The sequence below is a fragment of the Micromonospora sp. WMMC415 genome (genome assembly GCF_009707425.1).
In the GTDB taxonomy this organism is placed as follows: Bacteria; Actinomycetota; Actinomycetes; order Mycobacteriales; family Micromonosporaceae; genus Micromonospora.
Window position 1 is genome coordinate 257,222 of the sequence record NZ_CP046104.1, and the last position, 22,950, is coordinate 280,171.

At 67.0% G+C, this 22,950-nt stretch carries 21 protein-coding genes and 2 pseudogenes; 13 read left to right on the forward strand and 10 right to left on the reverse strand.

Translation table 11 applies throughout. From position 1 onward, the window contains the following. Nucleotides 1-44: 44 nt before the first annotated feature. From GKC29_RS01275 to GKC29_RS30425, 4 genes are all read right to left on the reverse strand, one after another. Nucleotides 45-1,436, reverse strand: coding sequence for an NF041680 family putative transposase (locus tag GKC29_RS01275; protein WP_155333921.1), 1,392 nt, complete (start codon nucleotides 1,434-1,436; stop codon nucleotides 45-47). A 538-nt stretch (nucleotides 1,437-1,974) separates the two neighbouring features. Continuing rightward, nucleotides 1,975-3,438: a group II intron reverse transcriptase/maturase gene (gene ltrA / locus GKC29_RS01280; protein ID WP_230688873.1), complete on the reverse strand. Its 1,464-nt coding sequence runs from the start codon at nucleotides 3,436-3,438 to the stop codon at nucleotides 1,975-1,977. A gap of 519 nt (nucleotides 3,439-3,957) precedes the next feature. Continuing rightward, nucleotides 3,958-4,422: a transposase gene (locus GKC29_RS01285; RefSeq protein ID WP_155329072.1), complete on the reverse strand. Its 465-nt coding sequence runs from the start codon at nucleotides 4,420-4,422 to the stop codon at nucleotides 3,958-3,960. Beyond that, nucleotides 4,365-4,697: a transposase gene (locus tag GKC29_RS30425; RefSeq protein WP_196255781.1), complete on the reverse strand. Its 333-nt coding sequence runs from the start codon at nucleotides 4,695-4,697 to the stop codon at nucleotides 4,365-4,367. Before GKC29_RS30425 ends, GKC29_RS01285 begins: the two co-directional genes overlap by 58 nt. 415 nt (nucleotides 4,698-5,112) lie before the next feature. On the opposite strand from GKC29_RS30425, the gene GKC29_RS01295 reads away from it, so the two are divergent. Together GKC29_RS01295 and GKC29_RS01300 are read left to right on the forward strand one after the other, a co-directional pair. Next, nucleotides 5,113-5,520, forward strand: coding sequence for a hypothetical protein (locus GKC29_RS01295; RefSeq protein ID WP_155329073.1), 408 nt, complete (start codon nucleotides 5,113-5,115; stop codon nucleotides 5,518-5,520). A gap of 256 nt (nucleotides 5,521-5,776) precedes the next feature. After that, nucleotides 5,777-7,006: a glycosyltransferase 87 family protein gene (locus GKC29_RS01300; RefSeq protein WP_155329074.1), complete on the forward strand. Its 1,230-nt coding sequence runs from the start codon at nucleotides 5,777-5,779 to the stop codon at nucleotides 7,004-7,006. A gap of 57 nt (nucleotides 7,007-7,063) precedes the next feature. On the opposite strand, the gene GKC29_RS01305 is transcribed toward GKC29_RS01300, so the two are convergent. Further along, nucleotides 7,064-8,047: a hypothetical protein gene (locus GKC29_RS01305; RefSeq protein ID WP_230688874.1), complete on the reverse strand. Its 984-nt coding sequence runs from the start codon at nucleotides 8,045-8,047 to the stop codon at nucleotides 7,064-7,066. Between the two features lie 1,160 nt (nucleotides 8,048-9,207). Between GKC29_RS01305 and GKC29_RS01310 the strand changes: the two genes are divergently transcribed. The 4 genes and pseudogenes from GKC29_RS01310 to GKC29_RS30430 all read left to right on the forward strand — a co-directional run bounded on the left by GKC29_RS01310 (nucleotide 9,208) and on the right by GKC29_RS30430 (nucleotide 12,234). After that, the gene (locus GKC29_RS01310) at nucleotides 9,208-9,624 is read left to right on the forward strand and encodes a hypothetical protein (protein WP_155329075.1); all 417 of its coding nucleotides are present in this window, start codon (nucleotides 9,208-9,210) and stop codon (nucleotides 9,622-9,624) included. Nucleotides 9,625-9,823: 199 nt separating this feature from the next. Beyond that, nucleotides 9,824-10,267: a hypothetical protein gene (locus GKC29_RS01315; protein WP_155329076.1), complete on the forward strand. Its 444-nt coding sequence runs from the start codon at nucleotides 9,824-9,826 to the stop codon at nucleotides 10,265-10,267. Nucleotides 10,268-10,374: 107 nt separating this feature from the next. Continuing rightward, entirely contained in the window at nucleotides 10,375-11,061 is a 687-nt protein-coding gene (locus tag GKC29_RS01320) for a GPP34 family phosphoprotein (RefSeq protein ID WP_196255782.1), read from the forward strand. A gap of 487 nt (nucleotides 11,062-11,548) precedes the next feature. Then, a pseudogene (locus tag GKC29_RS30430) lies at nucleotides 11,549-12,234 on the forward strand (nucleotidyl transferase AbiEii/AbiGii toxin family protein). A gap of 370 nt (nucleotides 12,235-12,604) precedes the next feature. On the opposite strand, the gene GKC29_RS01330 reads toward GKC29_RS30430, so the two are convergent. Continuing rightward, nucleotides 12,605-13,795: an IS110 family transposase gene (locus GKC29_RS01330; protein WP_155329078.1), complete on the reverse strand. Its 1,191-nt coding sequence runs from the start codon at nucleotides 13,793-13,795 to the stop codon at nucleotides 12,605-12,607. Nucleotides 13,796-14,502: 707 nt separating this feature from the next. On the opposite strand from GKC29_RS01330, the gene GKC29_RS01335 reads away from it, so the two are divergent. Further along, nucleotides 14,503-14,889: a hypothetical protein gene (locus GKC29_RS01335; protein WP_155329079.1), complete on the forward strand. Its 387-nt coding sequence runs from the start codon at nucleotides 14,503-14,505 to the stop codon at nucleotides 14,887-14,889. 58 nt (nucleotides 14,890-14,947) lie between these two features. Here GKC29_RS01335 and GKC29_RS01340 read toward each other — a convergent pair whose 3' ends face one another. Together GKC29_RS01340 and GKC29_RS01345 are read right to left on the reverse strand one after the other, a co-directional pair. Beyond that, nucleotides 14,948-16,099, reverse strand: coding sequence for a hypothetical protein (locus GKC29_RS01340; protein WP_155329080.1), 1,152 nt, complete (start codon nucleotides 16,097-16,099; stop codon nucleotides 14,948-14,950). A gap of 6 nt (nucleotides 16,100-16,105) precedes the next feature. After that, nucleotides 16,106-16,417 (reverse strand): hypothetical protein, encoded by a 312-nt coding sequence (locus GKC29_RS01345; RefSeq protein WP_196255783.1) that lies wholly within the window; start codon nucleotides 16,415-16,417, stop codon nucleotides 16,106-16,108. A 42-nt stretch (nucleotides 16,418-16,459) separates the two neighbouring features. Here GKC29_RS01345 and GKC29_RS29755 point away from each other — a divergent pair, with 42 nt between their 5' ends. The 6 genes from GKC29_RS29755 to GKC29_RS29760 all read left to right on the forward strand — a co-directional run bounded on the left by GKC29_RS29755 (nucleotide 16,460) and on the right by GKC29_RS29760 (nucleotide 22,663). Beyond that, nucleotides 16,460-16,873 carry a hypothetical protein gene (locus tag GKC29_RS29755; protein WP_230688876.1) on the forward strand — a complete coding sequence of 138 codons (414 nt, stop codon included), beginning with the start codon at nucleotides 16,460-16,462 and terminating at the stop codon, nucleotides 16,871-16,873. Further along, a complete protein-coding gene (locus GKC29_RS01350; RefSeq protein ID WP_230689133.1) occupies nucleotides 16,855-18,825 on the forward strand; it encodes a DEAD/DEAH box helicase in 1,971 nt (656 codons plus the stop codon). The genes GKC29_RS29755 and GKC29_RS01350 overlap by 19 nt, the downstream gene beginning before the upstream one ends. Nucleotides 18,826-18,920: 95 nt before the next feature. Next, entirely contained in the window at nucleotides 18,921-19,487 is a 567-nt protein-coding gene (locus GKC29_RS01355; protein ID WP_155329082.1) for a hypothetical protein, read from the forward strand. 2 nt (nucleotides 19,488-19,489) lie between these two features. Next, on the forward strand, nucleotides 19,490-20,137 hold the full coding sequence (locus GKC29_RS01360) for a nucleotidyl transferase AbiEii/AbiGii toxin family protein (protein WP_155329083.1): 648 nt from the start codon (nucleotides 19,490-19,492) through the stop codon (nucleotides 20,135-20,137). 821 nt (nucleotides 20,138-20,958) lie between these two features. After that, nucleotides 20,959-22,257: a hypothetical protein gene (locus GKC29_RS01365; RefSeq protein ID WP_155329084.1), complete on the forward strand. Its 1,299-nt coding sequence runs from the start codon at nucleotides 20,959-20,961 to the stop codon at nucleotides 22,255-22,257. A 4-nt stretch (nucleotides 22,258-22,261) separates the two neighbouring features. After that, nucleotides 22,262-22,663 (forward strand): hypothetical protein, encoded by a 402-nt coding sequence (locus tag GKC29_RS29760; protein ID WP_230689157.1) that lies wholly within the window; start codon nucleotides 22,262-22,264, stop codon nucleotides 22,661-22,663. A gap of 2 nt (nucleotides 22,664-22,665) precedes the next feature. On the opposite strand, the pseudogene GKC29_RS30435 reads toward GKC29_RS29760, so the two are convergent. Further along, nucleotides 22,666-22,773, reverse strand: a pseudogene (locus tag GKC29_RS30435) (chitin-binding protein); the annotation flags it as partial. Next, complete coding sequence (locus tag GKC29_RS01375; protein WP_230688877.1) at nucleotides 22,740-22,934, reverse strand: cellulose binding domain-containing protein; 195 nt, start codon at nucleotides 22,932-22,934, stop codon at nucleotides 22,740-22,742. The gene GKC29_RS01375 and the pseudogene GKC29_RS30435, both read right to left, overlap by 34 nt. Nucleotides 22,935-22,950 lie beyond the last annotated feature (16 nt).

Here is a 22,950-nt window from a genome sequence, read left to right on the forward strand (position 1 = left end):
GACCGCCCTCCTGGGCACCTACATGCACGCTCTCAGCTTGATCTTTAACCTGTGCGCTGTTTACGTGCGGTGATGCTCAGGTCACGCTTGACGGTTTTACCGACGTCGTGGCGGGGTGCTGGTCTACGGTTTCGTGATCCGTACGGGCGTCCAGGACCTGGTCTGCTGGGTTTCGGCGCACTTGCGGGCAGGGTGGTCTTCGGGCGCAAGTTCCGAAACCCCCGACGGACCCGGGCGGGAGTGAGCCGGTCAGGTGCCGTTGGCCGCTCCCACGGTCGACGCAGGTCCGCGACGAGGGGTCGCGCGAGGCGTAGCTGAGTGTAGGCGGCGATGATCAGCCAGGTCCACCGGTCAGCGGCTTCGGTGGTGCGGATCTTCGGCCGAGTCCATCCCAGGGTCTGTTTGAACAGTCGAAACGTGTGCTCGAGGTCGAATCTGCGGAGGAAGGCCTGCCACCAGTGGTCGACATCGGCGGTGGTGGCGTTGGTGGCGGAGCACCACAGCCACACCGGTTTGGGGTCACGCTCGCCGGGCAGGTGCTCGACCTGTAGCCGGATCAGGGTGCCGGTGATGATCGGCAGGTCACCGTCGTGGTCGATCCAGCAGGTGCGGCGGGTCAGCCTGGGGTGCAGCTGGTCCCAGCTGTCGGCTTGCGCGGTGCCGTAGCGGCTGGTCGGGGTGAGGGTGGTGTGTTGCGGCGCGGGCCAGGTGGCCGGGTCGTTGCAGGCGAACTCGGCGCCGTGTTTGCGGGGACGGCCGATGGCACCCGGCTGCCTGCTCGGCTTGGGAAACCGGAGGACCCGGTCCGAGCGGATCCGGCCGACCAGGAGCACGGGCAGGTCGGACAGCACCCAGGCCAGCCGGGCGGTGTCGTAGCCGGTGTCACAGACGATCAGGATGTCGGGGTCGCCGGGGCGCCAGTGCCCGGCACGGATCAGCCGGTCGATCAGCTGCCGGAGCTGGTCGGCGGTGACCGCGGTGGCGTCGTCGGCCGGGCCCAGCCGCACCGCGTCGAGTACCTGTGTCCACGACGTGCGGCCTGGTTCCAAGGCGGCGACGAACGAGTACGGCCAGCCGGGGATCATCTGGGCGGAGCCTTTGCCGCGGCCGTAGGTGTGGCAGAACAACCGATCCGGGCTGGTGGCCGCGTCCGGGCGCAGCCAGTTGCTGACGTCAACGGCGAGCATGATCCGCCCGTCCGTGGCGCGGGGCAGCGCCAACCCTGCGAGGGTCACCCGCAGCCGGGCGACATCGATCCCGCCGGCGCCCAAAGCGTCGTACAGGGCGCCGTGACCACGGCGGTGCTCGGCGGCCAACGACAGGTCGACCAGGCTGGTCACCGGCCCTCCCGAGCACAGCAGCGCGTCGGTGAGCTCGAACAACGCGTCCGCCCGACGTGGCAGACACCGGTAGAAGTCCCGACGAAACCCGGCCAACCTCGCTGCTGGATCCTCGGCCGACCCGTCCGCCGACGTGTCGGGCGTGGGCGTGTCGGGCAACACGAGGCCACCCAGGTAGTCCAGAATCGTGGCCACGGCCACCACCTGTTCTGTTCTTCGTGTCCTTGCAGGGAACGTGAAGGATCATCAGGTGGTGGCCGGTTTACGTCTCCATGACACGCCGAGTCCACACAGGATCAGCGCCCCACACGGGCGCCGAGGTTAAAGAACAAGCTCAGTGCGTGTTTGAGATGGGGTTGATCAGGTCCAGGTGAAGGTGCGGCGGGGTTGACGGCGTGTGGGTTGGCCGCGGGTGATGCGGCGTGCCATGCCGGCGATGGCGGCCCAGCGGACGAGGGCTTCGGAGACGGCGGGGTGGCGTTCGTAGTCGCGGGCCAGCCGGCGGGAGAGGGTGAGCCAGGCCAGGGTGTTGGGTCGGGCCCGGGCGCGGTGCCTGGATTGCTCCAGGTCCGTTTCCCGGACCCGCCCGCCGAACCCGGCGTGCGACTCTCACCGCACCGGGCTCTCCACGAGGTCATGCCGTTGGGGTAGGGCTTGTCGGTGTGGACTGCCAGGGGTTCGGGATCTTGCTGCCGCGATAGCGGTAGCGGGTCACGGGGACCTTCGCCATTTTGAACAACTCGACCCCGTCGAAAGCGATCGGCCGCCACCCTTGCGGGGTGCGCAGCCATCGCTGGATGGCTCTCCAGGTCATGCGGTTGCGGCGCATCACCCAGTTGATCACTCGCCACCAGATGAAGTTCTGCAGGTGGGAGAAGGTGTGCTTGGCGACCGCGTGCTTGAAGTAGTTGGCCCATCCCCGCTGGATGTAGTTGATCCTCACCAGCGTTTCCCGGTAGCTCAGGTGCGACAACCGGCGGGTCAGTGACTTGATCTTCCGTTTCAGCGCCTGGACCGGCTTGTCGGCGATGAACGTGTAGACATGCCACTTGCTCGTTCCTCGTTTCCGCTGCCAGACGATGCGGAAGCCGAGGAAGTCGACCCCGTCGGCAAGGTGGGCGATCCTGGTCTTGGACTCCGATAGGCGCAGGCCCATCGTCGCCAGGACCGTGCTCACCTGGTCTCGCAGGTTCTCGACGTGTTGCTGGTTGCCGTGGACCAGGACGAGGAAGTCGTCGGCGTAGCGGACCAACTGCCACGTCGCCAGTCCTTTGGCGCGTCGTTGCCTGCGCTGCTGGCCGGTGCCCGCTGCCGCCCATTGCTCGGCGAAGAACTCGTCGAGCACCGACAACGCAATGTTGGCCAGCAGTGGTGAGAGGATCCCTCCTTGGGGTGTGCCGGACGTGGTCTCGTTCCGCTCGCCGAGTTCGGTCATGATCCCGGCTTTGAGGAACGCCTTCACCAACGCGAGCACCCGCTTGTCCTTCACCCGTGCTCGCACCCGGTCCATCAGGGCCGGGTGGTTGATACGGTCGAAACACGCCTCGATGTCCGCGTCCAGCACCCACCGGTAACCGGCAGTGGCCAGATGATGGATCTCGGCGATCGCGTCGTGCGCACGCCGGTTCGGCCGGAACCCATAGGAGCAAGGCCGGAAGTCCGCCTCGAAGATGGGCTCCAGGACCAGCTTCAGTGCCGCCTGGACCACACGGTCCGTGATGGTAGGTATCCCCAGCCGGCGCAGTTTCCCGCCCGTCTTGGGGATCATCTTCTCCCGTACTGGCAGAGGCCGGAACGTGCCGGCCTTCAGCAGGGAACGGACATGGTCCAGGAACACCTCAGGCCCGGCCATGCTCACATGAACAGCGGTGACGCCATCCACGCCAGCAGTGCGGGCTCCGGCATTCCCGGCGACCCGTTGCAACGCCACGACCAGCGTGGCCGGGTCGCTGACGAAGTTGTAGACATCGTCAAACCGGCGACCAAGGTCGGCCGCCGCCCAACGGTGCAGCTTGGTCTGCATCTCCCGTACCCGTATCCCAGCCTCCTGCGGAGACGGCCACGTGACGGTGGTATCCACCACCGTGTCTTCGGGCATTGCAGCACCTCCCATGCGATCTCGCTGCCGCCCTTCCCCATGTGACCGGCTCTCCCGGCCTCGGAGTACTACGGCGGCTCCGCCCTCTCCCGACCCGGTCGGCCGACGGTGGACCCAGCCCGACGCGTCGTCTCCGGATGAGACGCCGCCGGGCAGAGCCGGGAGAGTTCCCGTGTTCACTGACTGATCGCTCGACGAAGGAGGCACCCGGCTATACCCCCGCGGCATCGCCACGGCTACCCCGCAGCACTTCACCGTGGCCTCCCTGACCGCTGAACAAAGACGTCCAGGAAGTTCCGGTCCCGAAAGAAGAGGACCAGGACGCACCGCACCCAGCCCATATCCGCCAGGTTGGAGCTGGTAGGGATCGTTAGGAGGCTTCAGACACCGGTTCCTCGCGTATACCTCTCCGTCTCGCTTGCCGGACCCGCGCCATCTGGCAGTGCTGATCACGTCCCGGCGTTGTCGGGGCCGCTTGCCACCCTCTCCGGCACCTCCCGGATCAGGCTGCCCCCAGCTTCACCACCCTGCTGCGACAGGGCGGCGGTGGCGGTCTCTCACCTCCACTCGATCAATCAGCGCCTCACGGCGCACGCGTTCCACGACCCAGCGGCGGGGTTGGACCGCGAAGCCGCGCTGGTCGGCGGGTTTGCGGACGATCTCGAGCGTGGTGCGCAGGGTGTCGCGGGTCCAGTCGACCAAGCGGCCGGTGAAGCCTTGGTCGGCGAAGACATGCCGAATTGGGGTGGTCATGTAGGCGCTGAGCAGGGCGGTCTTGGCACCGTCGCGGTCCTGCCAGCTCGCAGCGAGTACCGTCACGGTGACCAGCAGACCCAGGGTGTCGGTGATGACGAACCGCTTGCGGCCATTGATCTTCTTGCCCGCGTCATAGCCTCGACTGCCCCGGCCGACGGTGTCGGCGCCCTTCACCGTCTGCGAGTCGATAATGCCCGCCGTCGGTTCCGGCTGCCGGCCCTGCTGCACCCGCGCCTTGGACCCGCAGCGTGGCCAGCAGTTTCTCCGTCACCCAGCTTCTTCCCAGCGGGTGAGTACCAGTAGACCGTCTGCCATGGTGGCAAGTCAGCGGGCAGGTAGCGCCACGGACATCCGGACCGCACCACGTACAAGATCGCGTTGACGGTCTCCCGCCGTGGGTGCTTCTCCCGGCGGCCGTCCGTGTTCGGCTCTGGCAACAGCGGCTCGATCAGCGCCCACTGGGCTCCCGTCAGGTCAGAGGGGTAGCCACGGCGAGCAGACACCGCGCCACCCTGCCCGCCTTGGCGGTGGATGTCATGCCGCCACGCCGTCCACAACAGACCTTCTCAAACACGCACTCAGATCCTGAGGCCCTTGGGATCTCGGCTCTCCTTGTCCCACAGCCACGTCAACTCGCCCGTACCCCGACCGAACTCTGGTGGATGTGAGGCGATCATCGGAGCTTTGCCGGGGCTTTCGCTCCGTCCCGGACGGAATCAAATTCCTGCGCACGGGACAATGCCCAGGTCAAACGCAGAAGCCCGCGCCGTATCGGGCTTCGAGGGTAGCCCCGCCTGAGATTCACGGGGCAGACAGGATCCGTCGCACGCGTTAGCATCGGCGAGCGCTCATATGGCACTGGTGCGAAAGTGCCGAAGCGCCAACTTCGACACCCCTTCAGTTATGGGAGAGTGGCACGTGAAACCCCTCAAGAAGGTCGTGGCAGTTATCTGGGCAGCGGGAATTGCAGCCGGCGGCGTCCTGGCCGCCTCTCCGGCACAAGCTGCGGGCTCCAGGATCGACATCGGCCACACCATCGTCGATGGGCGATACGTCAAGGGCTCGGGCAGCATGACGAACAATGGCGACTACACCAACGTCTGCATTGTGATCATGGGGAAGCGGAACGGGAGCGGATACTCGGACAAGACGAAGGCCTGTCGCAGCAACCGGGGCTCCCTGACGTGGAGTGCTCCGGACCTGTACACCGGGAGCCTGGACGGGAAAGCGTGTTACGAGTTCTACACCCGGATCAGCGCTTACAAGAATGGCACCCGGGTGGCGAACAAGAACTCGAACCACGTCCGGGTAGGCACCTGCGAGTAGGTTGAGTGATCGTGGGCGGTCAGCGGAACCTCGTTGGCCGCCCGCACTGCTTGGCCCCGACGCGGGCGATGAGCGTGGCCGCCACGCGGCACGTCGCTCGAGCAGACGTGCGCTATGCTGTGACCTCGCCTGGGCTCAGGTTGGTTACCACAGCGATATCGACCACCGGAAGCGTCATCGGTGATCGACGAATGGCGTCGAACGGAGAAGCGCGCTAGTGCCCACATCTCACAAGCGGTGGCTTCTGGCTCGCCTGGTGTTGCTGGATTCGTTGGCCGCCGTGGCGGTGATCTTGTTCTACCTATGGTACGGCAACCGGCACGACTTTTTCGACCTGCATATCTATCATGACGCCATGACCTGGTGGTCGAACGGGAACAGGCTGTACGAGTTTTCCGTGCCAGACCGCTTGCAGGGCCGACTGTACTTCACCTACACCCCGTTCGCGGCCTTCGTGATGCGCCCAATGGCATTCGTTCCCTTCACGGGCGTGGCCGTCGCTTTCGCCGTGCTGTCGGTAATTGCGGCCTACGGTGCCGTCTACTGCCTGCTGAACCTCTCAGGCGTCATCAAGGAACGTGCTGCGGCTTCCGTATTGATCTTGACGGGCCTTGTAGCACCGCTCACGCTACTCATCGAACCGATGAGGGAAACCCTGACCCTCGGCCAGATCAACATGCCCCTGGTCTGTCTGGTGCTCTTCGACATCTGCTACGCCGTTCCTCGCGGCTGGCGCGCAGCCGGCGCTTTCATCGGCATCGCAACCGCGATCAAGTTGATACCAGGTATCTTCATCCTGTACCTACTCATCGCGAAACAGTGGCGAGCAGCCGCCGTTGCCACCGCCACCACAGCCATTGCCACACTACTTGCATTCCTCGCTTCACCGAGCACGTCCCGCGAGTATTGGACATCCGCATTTTGGGACACGGCTCGCGTTGGCGGACTAGAGTATCCCGGCAATCAATCGATCCTGGGATTGATGAGCCGTGTCGCGGCACCGGAGACCGCCAACCGGGGCATCTGGCTGGTGTCCGTGGCGGCGCTTCTCGCAATCGGCCTGTTTCGGGCGTACCGGGCCCAGCAGTCAGGGAACTCCCTCGCAGCAATCGCTCTGGTTGGTCTCATCGGCGGCCTCATCAGCCCGATCACCTGGCCTCATCACATCTACTGGCTGGTCCCTGCGATGCTCGTACTACTGGAAAAGAGCATTCGGGGGACGCACCGTGCGCGCCTCGCGGCAACAGTGGCTCTCCTGCTCACCTTCGCCGCGTCGGTGCGCGGGGTCGTGAGCTTCAGTCGCTGGGACGGTGTCCACCTCGCCCAGTCGCTCGTCCCATTCGTCAACCAGAACCTGCTCGTGATCGTGACGGCCGCCCTGGTTCTCTTCCTTCCGGTCATGCCCGCCGGTCTTCCACGCCGGCCCGACATTAGTGGACCCGGCCGGTCTGAGCGACCAGGGCCCGTTGCCGCTGACCGACTCTGATGGTGTTTCCGCTGCGCGACACAGTCACGCGGGTGCCCCCAGCACGATCCCGCGTTGTCATTTTAGGTAGTGGAAATAGATCAGCGAGCCCGCTTCGCGGGGCGCGGCACCCTCGCTCGGGATGAAGAGCGTGAACACCGCCGCCGGCCTGCCGCCCGGAGCCCTCAGAACGGTGGCCGTCGGATTGGCGAAGGCTGTGCTACCGCCATGGGTTCTGATCGACGTCCGGTCGGCGTTCCCGGTTTGGTAGTCGTAGAGGAACGTCCTCCACGACCGGAAGTCGCCCTTGGCGTACTGCCCTTCGACGACACCATAGTGGAACCCGCGGAAGCGGAGCACGTCTCTGTCTCCGATGTTTCCTCGGACACCCCAGTGCAGGAGGGCGTTGTCGTAGTTCCCTTGCCGGCTGGTGGTCCAGGTCGAAAAGTTCGTAAGCACTCCCCTCTGCTGCCTGTCGACGGCGCAGTTGGCGAAGTAATGGCCACCGACTTCGATCCTTGAGTGGTCGATGTCGGGCGCCAGAGTGACGCTGTAGATGTTCGGCGTGCCTTCGGCACACGCCGAGAGTCGTAGAGGAGCGTCGAAACTCCGTGCGGGCGCGTCGGTGAGGAGTGCCTCCTCGCTGGGGAAGTAGCGGAACGCCAGATGGTTCGAGGGCTCCTGCTCCCAGGCGACCACGAACCCGTTCCCCGCGCTCGCGACCGTTGGTTGCGAGGAGCCGGCGCCGAACTGCCTGCGGAAAGTCCAGTTGACGAGGTCGGTGGACGTCGCGACGGAGACGTGGAAAGAGCCACCGACCGACGAGTGGTAGAAGGCCAGGTAACCACCGCTCGGACGGGGCACGATCTTGACCGTGTCCATTGTTTGTCCGGCGATGTCTTTCGTGTCGTACCGGTAGCCCGCCGCACCCGGCACGTCCTCCAGGAGCCCTCGCAGCTCCGCCCGAGGAAGGTCGGAGGGGGGAGGGTCCGCCATTCCTGCCCGTGGTTCGGTCTCGGAGCTGGCTGACGGAGCCAACCCCGAAAGGATCAGGGCTAGCACGGTGGCTCCTACGAGGAATCCTTTGGGCATGCTTCTCTCCAGGGATGTCCGTGGCCGCCTGCCGTGGAGGATCGCGGCACGGACAGGCTGAGTGCGTTGCAAATGCGGCCGGGCAGAAATAGTCGGGGCTGCCAGGCCCGCAGGTTGGGGCAGATACTTCTGGGCTTCGACCACGAAATGCTGGCAATGGTCCGGTGCCACCTACACGGCTACTTGCTTCTCCGCCAACGTCCGCATACAGACGCCTCAGTTTCGTTGACGGCCCGGAGCCCGTGCCGGGGGCCCGCCGCCATCGCTGAATACCGACCGTACAAGCGTGGATCTGAGCTGTGTGCCCCGAGGACTCTCGAGCGCGAAGGGGTTTCAAGAGATGGTCACGATGTGTAGATCGCAGTTCGGCCTCGACCCCGACATTATTGGCATTCGGGTGCACGAATGTCGCACTGAGTAGTAGGTTACGTTCCTATAACGGCTCTACCGGCACCGACGTACCGACGGCGGCTCTCCTGCTCCGACGACGCCGAGGAGCGACCGGCTGATAGCTGGTCTTGATTCTCTTGGTGGCCGATGGTTGGTCAGGATGGGCACGCTCCCGCAGATCGCAGCGTCCCCACCCTCGTGGCGAGCCTCCGCCGGACACCTGCTTGGCGCCCCAGCTCGGACACGACGATGGACCACCGGAGCCCATCCGTGTGCACGCTTCCCCGGTTACGACGCCCAGAACCGACCCTCGGCAAGTCGTGACGGAGCGTAGTCGGATCGGGAGCCTTTGCGGGCGCCTAGTACCGCCGCCGCCATTCATGATGAAGTCGAGGTCGAGCCTGCGGGCCCAGTGGACTCGTTCTGATCCGGACCGGCCTCGGCACCGCCAGACCGACCAGCACAAACGGTGGATGGTGCCGCGGTACAGACCGTCGGGGGGGAAGGTTCGCCGGGCGGCGCATGTCGTTGCCTGTTTCTCGGATGGCGCTCCAGCGCTTGGATTCGGCAAGGCTTATCACTCGGAGTTACCTATTGGACACGATCGACCCCCTCTGTTAGCTTCCTAACTGCGCGGGGGCGAAGGTGCAAAGGTGCGAATATATCCTCTGACCTGTTGTACATTCTGTCGACGATTCCCCCGCTGCCACGTCGACGGCGTGTGCACAAGTAGGGATCATATGAACCTGACGCGGATCAAGTCGGCGGCTGCCATCGGCAGCCTGGCAACAGCGCTCCTTCTGGTGCCATCGGCGCCGGCACAGGCAGCCAGTTGCGCCAACGGCACCCAGACAGACATTGGGTACACCATTCTTTCCGGCGGATACATCAAGGGTTCGGCCAGCTACACAAGCTGCCCGGATAGGCCGATCTCACGGGCCGAGATCTGGATCCGCAGGAACGGTGGCCGACTGTTTGCCACCGAGGTTGAGATCAAGAGAATTGCGACGCCGTCGAGTCGTTCCTTCTCGCCGAAGGATCGAATCTGCCAGAACCGCAGCGTCACTAGCAGATACGACACTTTTGTGGTCTTCCATCATTCGGACGGCGGCAAGACGGAGTTGCGCTCGAACTCGATCACGGTTCGGTGCGAGTAGCACTCCAATCCCAGGTCACAACCTGCTTCCGATCAGCGGAAGCAGACTCCGCGGGGTACGACGGGGTGCCTTTCAAGGGACGGCAGTCGTAGCACTGCGCTTTGAATGCCGAAGTACCGGACCGATATCAGCCTGATCCGGGCGCCTGGGTGCGAAGGATGGCCACCGGATCACGTTCCGAAAACGGGGAGGATCTTCTGTGCGAAAGACTGTTGCTCGCTTGAGCGTACTTGCACTTGCGTTCGGGATTGCGATCGTAGGGCAGGTCCAGCCGGCCAGTGCGGCCACCAACTGCAGTAGCGGCACCAAGATGGACATCGGATACACGATCAAGGATGGTGCCTACATCAAGGGGTCGGCGAGCTACACGAGCTGCCCGAACCGCGCCATCCGGTCAGCCGAGATCGTGCTCCAGACAAGGATCGCGATCGGCGGCTGGAGTGACGTGGGCAAGACTCGCGTCACGATTTCGGGAATCGCCACGCCTTCCCAGAAGTCGTACTCCTTCAAGGATCTTCCCTGCCGAGCGGACACCACGATGGATTGGCGGGACTGGCGCGCCAAGGCCGTCTGGAAGCACACCTCGGGCACGACAACCAAGTACTCGAACGTATTGCGTACGGTAGCGGACTGCCGGCCATAAGGGCTGCATGACCTGGGACCAACCTGACCTGTTCAGGTTGGTCCCAGCGCAATTCGATGCGCTCAGGGTGGATTTGTTGGTCGTCGAGCCCAGGGTACTATCGCCCGGTGACTTCACTGTCGCTGGCTGAAGCCCTGGCATTGCTTGCTTTGAGCGAGGACGGCATCTTGCGGGGCCCGCAGGAGGACCTCGACCTCGGCTTGGCGGCTGCGCTGCTCGCCGACCTGTCCACGGCCGGGAAGATCGACCACATCGACGGCAATGTCGTAGTCACGAACTCGGAGCCGACCGGCAACACACTGGACGACGCCGCGCTCCGTGATATCGCGCAGGACGCAAGACTCCGTGGCCCGCGGGACTGGGTCGTGCGTCTGACCAAGAATGTTCGGGACCGCACGCTCGAGAAGCTTGTACAAGATGGGGAGTTGATTAGGACCCGGAGCAGAATGCTGCGACTGCTTCCCGTCGACCGCTATCGAGTGACCTCCCTGGGCGATTCTTCCCCCGTGATCGGAGCTCGCCAGCGCCTCAGGCGTGCCGCGATTGACGCTGCCGCTGTCGACCGGACATCCCTCGCCCTCTGCGCACTGGTCAGTGCGTTGGGCTGGAGCTCCGACCTGGTTCCCGACCTGCCGGCTCAGGACGTCGACCGCCGGTTCGCAGCGATGCGCCGGTCAGTGTGGGCGGCTGGCGCGCTGCGGGACCTGATCAATGAAAGGCGGGTGGGGCCGTGGGGCCCGACGGTTGGCAGGATCGCCGCGAATCTGGATGAATGGCCGACCGACGCGCGGTGACACAAGACCGACCGGATCCTCGCGACGGGAGGAACTGGCCGGGCTGGGTCCGACCCGGCGACCCTGGACGCGCTCGACGGGAGCCGTCCGCGATCAGCCCACTCGACCGGGCAGATACGGGTTGGCGCTGTTCGCCCGCGCCGGGGAGGTCGCCCTGGTCGAGCCGCTTCCCGCTCCCCCACCGAGCGACGAGGCCCGGTTCGGTCCGCTGCCCCACCTGATGCCGCTGCTCGCCCAGCGAGGGAAGGAGGTTCCGCACGTCCGGGTGCTCGCCGACCGTACCGGCGGGGACCTCGACGGGATCACCGCCGACGGGACGCCCCGGCAGCGCACCGTCGCCGACGGCGAGACCTTCCCGCTGCGCAAGGTGCAGGCCGCGTATTCGGCTGCTCGCATCACCGACGGCTGGGAGGAAGCCTTAGCTCCGCCAGCGCTGGGAGGAAGCCTTTCCCGAACTCGCCGCGACCCGCAGCAACGGGGCGTAGCGGTGGATCCCTTCCACGAACGCCTCGCCCGTACCGGGCTCGGGGCGGCCGACCGGTACGGCTTTGCGCTGGCCGGCGGCTACGCGGTTCAGGCCGCCGGACTTCTGGAGCGGCCCAGCGAGGACGTTGACCTGTTCACCGCCTGGGACCGCCGCGACGAGTTCACCGCCGCGGTCGCCGCCGTCGTGCACGCCTACCGAGACGACGGCCTCACCGTCGAAACCGAGCGGCAGTACGACACAGTCGCCCGGCTGGCTGTCACCGACGGAGTGCGGATCTCCAAAGTCGAACTCGGCGTGGACTGGCGTGCCAACGAACCGATCCTCATGGCGATCGGACCGGTCCTACACCCCGTCGATGCGGTCGCGAACAAGATGAGCGCCCTCTACGGGCGAGCGTTCGCCCGCGATTTCATCGACATCGACGCCACGCTCCGATCCGGCCGCTACACCCGCGACGCCCTCCTCACCCTCGCGCAGCGCGCCGACCGTGGTTTCGACCGGCGCGTCTTCGCCGACGCTCTCGGACAAGCCACTTTGCTCGACCCCCTGACGACTTCGCCCAGTACGGCGTCGCCGGCCGAGCGCTGGACAATCTCCGTAGCCGATTCACCGGATGGCGCCGTGAACTGCTCGGCGAGGAGCAACCCGCCGAAGATGACTCCGCTCCCGACTCGCCGCAGCGATAAGCCTGCACATGCATGACCCAACGTTCCAGCTGATCTTCGGCAAGCGATCGCAGCAAGGCCCCGAAGCGAGCGGCACACAGAGGTCGATGACAAGAACTCGCAGGTCAGACAGCCTGCGGACACAAGCGGAGCGTCGGGTTAGGAAACCGATGCTCTATCCCCTGAGCTACGAGGGCGCGAGGGCCCAGTCTAGCGACCTGGGGGTTCACCTGGGGTGGCAGGGAGTGGCCCACGTTCACCCACGTCACCCGTACCGCTGTTCTCCCAGCCCAGGACCACACCCGGAGTCTCCATGTGACTCCGGGTGATCTTGTCGGGCAGGGTGAAGCTGCCGACCCGATGGGGTCGCGTCGGCGGAGAGCGGGCCGTTTCAGGCTGCGGCGCGGGCGGTTACTGCCGGTCGGCTGAAGGTTTTGCGGTCGCGGATGAGTGCCCAGAGGACATCGACGCGTCGTCGGGCGAGGGCGAGGATGGCTTGCCGGTGGTTCTTTCCTTCGGCGCGCTTCTTCTCATAGTAGGCGCGGGAGGTGGGGCATTCCCTGGCGGCGGTGAACGCGGCCATCCACAGAATGTGGCGCAGTCTTCGGTGGTAGCGGCGAGGCTGCCGATGGTTGCCGGAAACCGTTCCGGAGTCGCGGGAAACCGGCGCCAGGCCGGCATGAGCCGCGAGTTTGGTGGGGCTGTCGTACTCGGTCATGCCGGCGGTGTGCACCAGCAGTTCGGCGGTGAGCAGGGGGCCCATGCCGGGCAGGCTCCCGATGATCGGCGCGAGGGCGTGCTGGTCGAGCTGTTCGGCGATGAGGTCGTCGACGGCGGCGATGCGTTGTTCGAGGGCGAGGATCTCGGTGGCCATCTGCCCGACGACCACGGCGGCGGCACGTTGGCCAGGCAGGTTCACGGTCTGCTGCCGGGCAGCCGCAACAAGGGCCTCGGCGACCTGGACGGCGTTCTTGACATGCCCGCGACGGAGGAGGGCGGTGATCCGATCGACACCGGCGTGCCGGATCGCCGCCGGCGTCTGCCAACACGCCAGGACCATCATCGGGGCCTTCCGGTTCAGATCCACGGCCCGTTCGAGGGCGGGGCTGATCCCGGTGAGGAGTTCCTGCAACCTGAACAGGGTCGCGACGCGCTGCCCGACGAGATCTGCGCGGTAGCCGGTGAGCACGGTGAGCTCGGCCAGGAGCCGGTCGGAGGGTTCCAGGATCGGGATGTCGGGGCGCATGCGGATGGTCTGGGCGATGACGACCGCGTCGCGGGCGTCGGTCTTGTTCTCCCCGGCGAACGCGGCGGCCATGTGGAACGCGACGGTGCCGGAGACGTAGCGGACCTGGACCTGCCGCCGCCACAGCCGGGTCAGCAGCAGCGCCGACAGGCCGGTGGTGACATCCACGGCCCAGCACACCGGCCGGCCATACGTCGACACCTCCGCCATGACCGTGAGCAGTGCGGTCTCGTCGTTGGCGACCCGGCGGGAGTAGACCAAGCGGCCGTCGCCGTCGACGACGGCCATGTGGTGGTGGGTCTTGCCGATGTCCACGCCGATCCACAGCTTCGCCACCCTCGCGCTCCTTCACTTGATCGGGTTTCTCGGTCGGCCCGTCGTCTGTGGGTTCGGGTTTGCCGGCACCTTCTACCAATGCGATCAGGGTCGCGGGTCTCCATCAGCGGTCTACCGAATCTCGCAGACGACGAAGCGGCGGGTGGCATCTCCTACCGTGAGCCAAGCGATCTCGACGAAACACACGCAGCCATACCCACCGCTCCCGGGCATCAGGGTCTACGGCTGTTGGTGCCGCGCCCGTTCAACCCGGCGCGCCCGCGGAGCGAGAAGTGGGTGGCACCTCGAGGCTCAGCCACGATCACGGCGGAACACACACAGCCATCCCCACTCCCGGCCCCGCGGGCACGGCAGCGTCAGCCTGTCGCCGTTGCCGGCCGGCACCACGGACACGATGTGCGAGCCCGCGTGTCAACGCCGGCCGAAGGTTCCACGCGGCGTCGACAGGCTGCCCGCTACCGGGCGTGGAAGCGTGCAGCCGGGCAGGCGACGGGCCTCAGGGAGATCGTCCGCGGACTTCGGAGGCTGGATCAGCACGAGGCCGACGCGTGCCGGCGTTCGGCGGAGCGGGTGAGCAATTGCCTGACGATCTCCTGATGGGTCCTAGGCTTGCCGGTCAGGGTTGACCTTTGTCCTGGCCGGTCCGCGGGCGGGCGGGCCGGGATCGGCGTGTCGGGCGGCTCGTTCTCGCATGGGAAACTCTCGCTGTGAGCTCAGGTGTTCCCCGGACGATCAAGGCAGTCGACACGTCAGAGTTGATCCGGCTCGACACCGAGGCGATTCATTGCGGACTGAGCCGCAATCACGGGGCAGGGTGGTTGGCGGAGTTCGCCGATCCAGCAGCGGTGCACTATCTGTGGCTGGTACTGGTGCACCGGTTGGGGCACCGGCCTGAGTCTTCGCCGCACTGGCGGTGCATGCTGCTTTTGACGGTGCGAGACGGCCAGCAGATCTTTTCCCTGCTGGATGTTCTGCCCGCCTCGTTCGAGGATCTACCCGAGACGCTGGATGCGGCCACGAAGGCCAAGATCGCCCACCGGCTGGAGCATGAGGGCCTGCTGACGCAGGCGCAGTGGGCCGACCTCAACCCCTGATCCGGGTACTGCTTGGCGATGACATACGGCGGCTGATGTAGGGCGGCGAACCGTGCGGTCAGGTGTCGAGGCCTGCGAGGTTGAGGCGTTCGAGCAGGCTGGGCTTGCGGGCGTGCACCGCCCGTAGCTCGGCCAGCCGGTGTCGGAACGATGAGCTGTCTCCGTCGCGTTCGCCGAAGTCGTGCAGGTCGACGAGGAGTTGTACGGCGGTGTCGTACTCGCGGGGTTTCTTTGTGGCGATGAGTTCGTCGACCCGCTGCCAGGCGGCGGGTTGGTCGACTGCGAGGGTGTCGAGGTGTCGTTGCCGGGCTGCTGCGGCGGACCGTTCGCGGCGAGTCCGGTCGCGTTCGCGCTGCTCGGCGTCCCGTCGTTCCCTCTCGGCGCGCAGGTCCGCGGCGGTGGCGAGTAGTTCTCCGGCGGTGCGGGCGGCCGTCGGGGTGGACGCGTCGGTGGGGTGTGCGTCGCGGTAGCGGCGCAGCAGTCGGCTGCGTAGGTGGCTGTCGCCGCCGGTGATCAGGTCGGTCAGGATGGCGTCCTTGTCTGGGGCGGGCAGCCCGACGACCCAGGTGCGTAGTTGCGCGGCGGTCGGTTCACCGGAGGCGGCCGGCGCCGACCCGGCCGCTGCGGCCGCGATCAGGTCGGGGTCGAGGCGCAGGAACTCGGCTACGGCGGTGAGGGCCGCGTCGAGGGTGCCCAGTCCGGCTGGGACGGGCGGTTCGGGCTCGTCGTCGGCGATCTCCTCGGACTGTACGCAGCGGAGCCAGGCCAGGTAGAGCAGGCGCAGGTCGCCGGCGGCGAGGCCGGCCCGGACCGGGATGATGGAGGCGAGCAGGCCGTGGCCGTCGAGGTCCCACTCGTCGGTGCCGTCCTCGTCCTCGTCGTGGAGGTCGATGATGACGTGTTTGCCGGCGGTCCAGGCGGACGCGCTGTCACTCTGGCAGTACCGGGCGACGGTGGCGGCGTCGAGCACGTTTTTCGGTAGCCGCAGCATGAGCTGGTGGGTGCCCCAGTTGGCCAGGTACAGGTGTGCGTCGAAGTACCGTTCCATCAGCGTGCGTGGGTCGCCCTTGAAGTTGCCCCACTCGTAGGTGTTGACGAGGCTGGTGGCGGTGATGTCGGCCCGGGTGGACAGCGACCGCAGTTCGGCCTGCTCCCGGCTGGTGAGGGGCCGGTCGACGGCGGTGAATTCGTAGTACTGGTACTCGCTCACGGGGGCCTACCTTCCGGCCCAGTGCCGGTAGGCCTCGATCCACGCGGCGCCGTCCGGCGTAGGGGTGGGTAACGGCAGGTCGAGCAGGTCGATCCTCTGCCGGTGGCGGCCTCGGGCGCAGACCGCGACGATGCTGTCGGCGGTCAGGTCGATCTTCCGCACGGTGACCTCGACGCCGATGACGGTGGTGGTGAACGGCACCGCCAGGTGCTCCTCAATCATGGTGAACAGGCCGGTGAGCTGTTCGTCGTCTCCGTACGCGTCGACGGTGGCTTCCTCGATCATCGCCTCCAGCGCGGCGTTTCCCTTCGATGCCATCGGCGGAGGATAGCGGACCGGTGTCGAGGTGTTCGGAGCCTGATGCGCGAGGATGGTCGGCATGGTTCGGTGGCCGAGTTCGTCGATCTTCGGCGGGAGGTGGAGCGGTTACGGGCGGAGAACGCCCGGCTGGCGCGTCTGCTGGAGCTGCGCGGCCAGGACACGACGGCGGCGCCGGAGCAGTTGTCCGCGCCGGTTGAGCCGCCAGGGCTGGTCACCATGGCTTCGCCGGCGCAGGACAAGCTGGTGCTGTTCGCCGACCGGTTCCGGGCCCGGGTCGACGTGTACGCCGTGCGGTGGGAGAACGCCCGTACCGGTGCTGCCGGGTGGATGCCTGCGGTCGCCGGAGGCTGGCGTAAGGGTATGGACCGGCGCGGTGCCACCTACCTGCCCGCACGACGGAGGTCGTCGCGGCGCATCTCGTCGGCGACGTGTTCATGGGCCTGTACCCGCTGATGCCCGGCAACACCTGCCACTTCGTCGTGGCCGACTTCGACGGGCCGACGGCGATGCTCGACGCCCTCGCCTACGTGAAAGCGGCACGAGCCAGCGCGGTGCCCGCCGCGATGGAGATCTCCCAGTCAGGCCGCGGCGCCCACGTATGGGTCTTCTTCGCCGGCGCTGTTCCCGCGGCCACCGCGCGCGCCGTCGGCACGGTCCTGCTGCGTGAGGCGATGGTGCTGCGCGGGTCGATGGACCTGCGCTCGTACGACCGTCTCTTCCCCAACCAGGACGTCCTGCCCGAGGGTGGCTTCGGCAACCTCATCGCCGCACCGCTACAGGGACGCCGCCGCAAGGACGGACTGACCACGTTTCTCGACCTCGGCACCCTCGAGCCGCACGCGGACCAGTGGGCGTTCCTGTCGACGCTGGACCGGCTCAGCCCCGGCGACGCCGAACGGATTGCCCGGCAGGCCAAGCAAGCCGCCACCGGTGCCGACGTCGCCACGATGAGCCGGTCCGCCGCGACCCAGGTCCACCCTCCGCTCCCTCCGGTGGTTCACGCGGAGGCCGGTGCCGGGCTGAGCATCGACGCCAGACAGCTCACCCCCGCCGCACTGGCGACGTTCAAACACGCCGCCGCCATGGCCAACCCGAAGTTCTACGAGCTGCAGCGACTCCGCAAGTCCACCTGGGACACCCCACGCTTCATCCAGGGCTACGACCTCACCCTCGATGACCGCTTGGTCCTCCCGCGGGGCCTGCGGCACACCATCACCACGATCGTCGAGCGCGCCGGATCCCGGCTGGCAATCACGGACGCACGAAACCCCGGGACCGAGATCGACGCCGCGTTCACCGCCGAACTCACCAGCAGGCAGGCCAACGCGGTCGGCGCGCTTCTCGCCCACGACGACGGGATCCTGGTCGCCCCACCGGGCTCCGGCAAGACCGTCATGGCCTGCGCCGTGATCGCCGAACGCAACACCTCCACCCTCGTCCTCGTCGACCGCAAAGCCCTCGCCGACCAGTGGCGCACCCGCATCCAACAGTTCCTCGGATTGAGGCCGGGGCAACTCGGCGGCGGCCGACGCAAGCTCACCGGCACGGTGGACATCGCGCTGCTGCCCTCCCTGGCGCGGCGCGACGACGTCGCCACCCTGACCCAGGGGTACGGGCACGTCATCGTCGACGAATGCCACCACCTCGGCGCCGCCGCGTACGAGCACTCGGTCAAACGGATCGCCGCGCAGTTCTGGCTTGGCCTCACCGCCACACCTACACGACGCGACGGCCTCGGCCAACTCGTCACCTGGCAACTCGGACCCGTCCGGCACACCCTGACCGACGAGGAACAAGGCACCCTCGCCGCAGCGATGCACGCCGACGCCGGACCCCGTCGAGCGCTGTTCATCCACGAGACCACATTCCAGCCCGGCGACGTCGACCTGGACGCGCCCGGCGCGCTCGCCGAGGTACACCGGCGACTGCCCCTCGACGAGCCCCGCAACACCCAGATCGCCGACGATGTCGCCGTAGCCCTGACCCGCGGTCGCAACTGTCTCGTCCTGACCCGACGGGTCGCCCAGGTCGGGGCACTCACCGCTCTGCTCGCCGCACGCGGACACCAGGCACTCGTGCTGCAAGGAACGATGAGCACCAGCGAACGGCGGACCGTCGTTGACGGGCTCGACGGCGCCAAGACCGGCGACGGCCTGCTCGTCATCGGCACCACACCGTTCATCGGTGAAGGCTTCGACGCCCCCGCCCTCGACACCCTCTTCCTCGCCGGCCCGATCTCCTACGACGGCCTACTCGTCCAATGCGCCGGCCGCGTCATCCGCGCCGCGCCCGGCAAGGACGTCGCCGAGGTCCACGACTACCACGACCCGGCCTCACCCATCCTCGCCGCCTCACTCCCACGCCGCATGCCCGGATACCGGGCACTCGGCTTCACGAGAACATGAGTGCATCCGATCGCGATCACCACGACTGGTCCCGCCGGTCACAGAGATACGACCAGACGCCAAGCGCGCTGGGCCTAGCGTAGTAGGCTACAGGCATGGGCCGGTTTTCCGAGGACGAGCTGCACGCGGTTGTCTCCCGGTACGAGGCGACGAGGGCGGCCGCGTTGACCGAGCGGGACGAGCAGCTGCGGGCGTTTCACGCGGCCGGGTGGCGGCCGGTGGATCTGCAGCGGGTCACCGGATACAGCCGGGAGACGATCCGTCAGGCGCTACGACCGGAGGTTCGGCGGGCGACCAACATCAGCCGGCGCAGGACATCACCCCGACCGCCGGCGGACTACCGGCCCTACGGCGACCGGAAGCCATACGTGATCGCCGAAACCCTCGCCGCAATGCACGGCCCGACCGACGGCACGGTGACGCTTCCGCGTCATCTCGACTGGTCCGGGCACGCCGAGTACGACCTGAGCCGGGCCGCACGCCTGGCCAGCATGTACAAGGTGGTGCTCACCGAAGCCAACACCGTCGAAGATCTCAATGCCTGGCTCGATGCAGACCTCCTCCGGCGGCTCTGGCCCACCCTCTGGCTGCCACCCCAGCTCCGCCAGCGCTGGGAGGAAGCCTTCCCCGAACTCGCCGCCACCCGCAGCAACGCGGCATAGCGGTGGACCCCTTCCACGAACGCCTCGCCCGTACCGGACTCGCGGCGGCCGATCGATACGGCTTCGCTCTGGCCGGCGGCTACGCAGTCCAGGCCGCCGGGCTCATCGAGCGACCCAGCGAGGACGTCGACCTGTTCACCGCCTGGGACCGCCGCGACGAGTTCACCGCCGCGGTCACCGCCGTCGTACACGCCTACCGGGACGACGGCCTGACCGTCGAGACCGAGCGCCAGTACGACACCTTCGCCCGGCTGGCCGTCACCGACGGGATCCGGGTTTCCAAGGTCGAACTCGGCGTGGACTGGCGCGCCAACGAACCGATCCTCATGGCCATCGGACCGGTCCTCCACCCCGACGACGCGGTCGCGAACAAGATGAGCGCCCTCTACGGACGAGCGTTCGCCCGCGATTTCATCGACATCGACGCCACGCTCCGATCCGGCCGCTACACCCGCGACGCCCTCCTCACCCTGGCGCAGCGCGCCGACCGTGGCTTCGACCCGCGCATCTTCGCCGACGCTCTCGGACAAGCCGCCCAGCTCGATCCTGACGACTTCGCCCAGTACGGCGTCAGCGGCCGAGCGCTAGACAAACTCCGAAGCCGATTTGCGGAGTGGCGCCGCGAACTGCTCGACGACGAGGAAGGATGACTTGGTTCCCGACTCGCGGCAACGTTGAGCCTGCACCCGCAGGGCCCACAACGTTCCAGCTGATCTTCGGCAAGCGATCGCAGCGAGCCCGCGAAGCGACCGGCACGCAACGGGGGACGATAGGAAAGCCGCAGGTCATCGGCCTGCGGACACCGGCGGAGCGTCGGGTTAGGAAACCGATGCTCTATCCCCTGAGCTACGAGGGCGCGAGGGCCTAGTCTAGCGACCTGGGGGTTCACCTGGGGTGGCAGGGAGTGGCCCACGTTCACCCACGTCATCCGGACCCGTGTTCGCCCAGCCCAGGACCACACCCGGAGTCACATGGAGACTCCTACCGTTAGCCAAGCAATCGGCGAAACACACGCAGCCATACCCACCGCCTCCCGGGCATCAGGGTCTACGGCTGTCGGTGCCGCACCCGTTCAACCCAGCCCGCCCGCGAGGTGAGAGATGACGGGGCGCTGGCACCATGATCAGCCAACTCTCTCTGTCGGTGACGCCCATGATGATGATCATCTCGCGGCGGACTTCCGTATTTGTTCTCGGCAGCGGCGGCGTTCCGCCTGACCGGGTCCTGCCTGGCGGAACACCTGGTGCGCGTTGCCGTCAGCGCCGGACGATGTCGAGAAGGTCCAGGTTGAGCAAGTAGTCGCCGTCGCCCTCGAAGGTGAGGGTGAGACGCGTCGTGGACGGTTTCGTCGCGGCAGCGCCGTTTCCGACGTTCCCTCGACGAAACCTGAGCCGGTGACGCGGAGTGTCCCCTGTCGATCGGCGCTTCCGCCGATCAGCGGAAGCCCAAGTAGTCACAAGGAGACCCGACGATGCCACGACGATCCTGGCGTCAGCTGGCACTTGCCGGCCTGGTAGTGGCTGCGGGTGGTGGGGCGTGGGCGGTGGCCCCGACCGCCTCCGCCGACGACGCCCCCCGCATCACGCAGCTCGCCGGTGTCACCGAGGGCGCCACGCTGAGCGGCACGGCCCGGATCGAGGCGCGCACCAGCGGCACGGTCGACCGGGTGGAGTTCTCGCTTTCGGGCGCGAGCACGGCGACCTGGACCGAGCGACAGACGCCCTACTACTTCCTGGGCAACAACGGCACGACCGCGCCGGGCTGGAACGCGGCTTCCGCGCCGGACGGCGCGTACGCGCTGGCGGTGCGGGCGATCGGCCCCGGCGGCACCTCCCAGCAGACGGTACGGTTCACGGTCGGCCAGCAGGCCGGCGAGCCGGCGCCGACGCCGACGACCGGCGGCAACGCGAGTACGGCGAACCCGTCGGTCAGCAACGGGGTGGCGACGTTCACCGCGAACAAGACCATCGGCAAGCTCTCTGTACCGGACTCGTGGACGGAGATCGTGATCGGCGCGGGGGTGACCCTGAAGGGCAACTTCTTCATCCCCGCCAACCGCACGAAGGCGTTGACGATCACCGGCCGGAACAAGCAGACGTCCCAGTTGACCGGTGACGGCCCGCACGCCAAGGACTACGCCCGGGCCGGCGTGACGACCGAAGCGAAGATCAAGCTGACCCTGCGCAATTACACCTCGGTGAACCCGCGCTTCTACCACATGTGGGCCAAGAACGCGCAGGTGGTCATGTCCGGCATGCGCTACATCGACAACCGCGACGTGGGCAGCAACAACTCCGACGGCTTCAGCGGCGGCGACGACTCGCTGATCGAGAACACCCTTATCGACACCTGGGACGACTCCGCCAAGCTCTACACCGGCGACCTCACCATCCGGGACACCACGATCGTGCACAACCGCAACGGCGCGCCGATCCAGATGGCCTGGGGCGACTACGGGCAGGGCACCGCGAGCCTGGACGGGCTGACCGTCATCTCCAACTCACCCAACGGCTACAACCAGGGCGTCTTCTCCTGGGCCGGCGGCACGAAGGCCGACACCCGGACGATCAGGATCGTCGGTGCGGGATTCGTCCGCAAGGTCAATCCGGGCATGGTCGAGGCGCCGCTCTACGCGTTCAAGGACGGTGTGAAGAACAAGACCATCCGTGTCGAGGGCGGCGACTGCTCGGTGGTGCGCAGCACCTCCGCCAACACGTTCCAGGGTGCCAACACCTCCGGCAACAAGGTTGTCGTCACCGGCTGCAGGTGACGGCATGTCTGTGGCGGAGCCGGGGCACCCGGCCGGCTCCGCCACGGAAGCACCGGAGCACGAGTTCTCCGCCGCCGTCAAGATCGAGCTGATCGTCGGATCGGCCACGCGGGGAGAGGTGGCCCTGCCGCAAGAACGCACCGGCACTTCGAAGATGAGACGACGGCGACCCCGTCCGGGCACCTGGTTCAGTGCCCAGACGGGTCGCCGCGAACCCGCGGCCGTCTGCCCGTCGTTGCGGATGGTCATCGACGCCTGCAACCCGCCCGGCCACCGCTGGTCCACGGTCACCGACGCGGAACACTTCCCGTCGGTACCCGGGCCGCTGCCACCGTCGTCGCCGAAGACCACGTCGAAGCAGTTGAAGAAGGCCTCCGGACTGTCCGAGCGTTGCCAGATGGAGTAGATGACATGTCGCCCCGTCTTGTTGGCGGGCAGGACGGCGTCCCACTGGTACGCGCCGTTGACGATCGAGGGGTTGGTCACCGTGGAGAAGGGGGCGGGCGCCAGGTCCGACCAGGCGAGGGGCTTGGTCGGGTCGTAGCCGTCCTTCGTGACGTACACCTCCTCCCGCCGGATGCGATCCACTGTCCGTTCCACACCGAGATCGCGGTCCCGGCCGGGTTGGTCCAGGTGACCCGCCAACTGTCGGTCGCGGTGGTGCCGGTGTTCTTCACGCGTCGAGCGCAGCCG

Excerpts from the sequence above, each read along its gene's own strand:
- ltrA (WP_230688873.1), bottom strand. The coding sequence starts at position 3,438 with ATGCCCGAAGACACGGTGGTGGATACCACCGTCACGTGGCCGTCTCCG.
- GKC29_RS01310 (WP_155329075.1), top strand. The coding sequence starts at position 9,208 with ATGAACCTGACGCGGATCAAGTCGGCGGCTGCCATCGGCAGCCTGGCA.
- GKC29_RS01345 (WP_196255783.1), bottom strand. The coding sequence starts at position 16,417 with ATGGCATCGAAGGGAAACGCCGCGCTGGAGGCGATGATCGAGGAAGCC.
- GKC29_RS29755 (WP_230688876.1), top strand. The coding sequence starts at position 16,460 with ATGCGCGAGGATGGTCGGCATGGTTCGGTGGCCGAGTTCGTCGATCTT.
- GKC29_RS01350 (WP_230689133.1), top strand. The coding sequence starts at position 16,855 with ATGGGCCTGTACCCGCTGATGCCCGGCAACACCTGCCACTTCGTCGTG.
- GKC29_RS01355 (WP_155329082.1), top strand. The coding sequence starts at position 18,921 with ATGGGCCGGTTTTCCGAGGACGAGCTGCACGCGGTTGTCTCCCGGTAC.
- GKC29_RS01365 (WP_155329084.1), top strand. The coding sequence starts at position 20,959 with ATGCCACGACGATCCTGGCGTCAGCTGGCACTTGCCGGCCTGGTAGTG.
- GKC29_RS29760 (WP_230689157.1), top strand. The coding sequence starts at position 22,262 with ATGTCTGTGGCGGAGCCGGGGCACCCGGCCGGCTCCGCCACGGAAGCA.